This window comes from Acinetobacter sp. 148, from assembly GCF_031196675.1.
Classification (GTDB): Bacteria; Pseudomonadota; Gammaproteobacteria; order Pseudomonadales; family Moraxellaceae; genus Acinetobacter; species Acinetobacter baumannii.
In genome coordinates this window covers 1-1,320 of the sequence record NZ_JAVIMT010000010.1, presented here as the reverse complement: position 1 = coordinate 1,320, position 1,320 = coordinate 1, and the positions used below count along the sequence as shown (strand labels likewise).

At 38.6% G+C, this 1,320-nt stretch carries 1 protein-coding gene and 1 pseudogene; one reads left to right on the top strand and one right to left on the bottom strand.

The genetic code is table 11. The features are described from left to right. Positions 1 to 180 (top strand): annotated as a pseudogene (locus tag RFX69_RS01620) (hypothetical protein); the annotation flags it as partial. On the opposite strand, the gene RFX69_RS01615 reads toward RFX69_RS01620, so the two are convergent. Next, positions 131 to 1,296 (bottom strand): IS3-like element ISAba22 family transposase gene (locus RFX69_RS01615; RefSeq protein WP_085940844.1). Its coding sequence is split into 2 segments (ribosomal slippage): positions 131 to 1,038 and positions 1,038 to 1,296, totalling 1,167 coding nucleotides; the frame shifts between segments, so codons are not numbered across the junction. The pseudogene RFX69_RS01620 and the gene RFX69_RS01615 overlap by 50 nt on opposite strands. Between the last annotated feature and the right edge of the window lie 24 nt (positions 1,297 to 1,320).

Genomic DNA, 1,320 nt, shown 5'->3' with positions numbered 1-1,320 from the left:
CTTAGTGCCTGTTCATTGGGGTTAACGGCTGTAGGCTTGATCTATGGCTATTCTTGGCAAGTGAGTTTTGTCTGTGCTGCGGGCTTTGTGATATACGCTGAATTATCAGGAGACTTTCCCTTGGGAGATTCTAGGCAGCCAATTTATAAAAGTCTTCGGCCATTTGATTTGGTGTCTTAAAACCCAAACCCTTTTGAATTCTTCGATGATTATAAAATAACTCAATGTATTTTATAATATCTGCTTTGGCTTCTTCTCTGGTTTGATAGTTGTAATGATGCACTAACTCATTTTTCAGTATTCCCCAAAAGCTTTCAATCGGTGCATTATCGTAACAGTCTCCGCGCTTGCTCATTGAACCTTGAAAACCATATTGCTCAAGTATATTTCGATATTCATGGCTGCAATATTGACTTCCTCTGTCTGAATGCACAATCAGTTCTTTGGTTGGTTTTTGATTGTGAATAGCCATATTTAGCGCATTACAAACAAGCTGTGTTGTCATGCGCTCATTTAAGCTATAGCCAACCACTTGCTTCGTGTAAAGGTCTTTTACCGCTGCTAAATACAGCCATCCTTCAACAGTCCATATGTACGTAATATCACTTGACCATGCTTGATTTGGTCTAGTCATTGAGAATTGTTGCTCCAGCAGGTTTTCATAGATCGCTCGATTATGGTCACTATTCGTAGTCCTTTTAAAACGCTTGTGTCGCTTACAATACAGGTGGTTCAGCGCTTTTATCTGACGTACAGCGTACATACTCATTTTTATACCCTGAGCTTGTAAGTATTTGGTTAATCGAATATAACCATAGCTCTGCCTTGTCTCCTCATGGGCTATTTTCACCAATATCGTCTGTTGATTTCGTTGAATCGTTCTTTTGCTCACGCCTCTCTTGAGCCAATCATAAAAACATGAAACTGAAACATGAAGTAATCGAGCCATTAAGGTAATTGGAAAAGAATATCTTTTTTGTTTCATATAGGCGTACCTTACTGACTTTCTTTGGCAAAGTACGCTGCTGCCTTTTTTAAAAATTCACGTTCCATTTCAGCTATTTTGAGCTGTTGTTTGAGTTTTTTATTTTCTTCGAGTAGAGCGTTTAGATCAGGTGAATACTGTTTTGTACCTGCTAAAGTTCCAGCCTTTGCTTTGGTATTCCAATTTGAAAGAGTTTGCATTGAAATGCTAAGTTGTCTGGCTGTTTCCGAGACATTGCCTTGATTGGCTTCAATTAATTTGATGGCTTCAGCTTTAAATTCTGTGGTGTAAGTCTTGTGTTTCTTGCTCATGGTAAACTCCTGATGAGTGTGTTT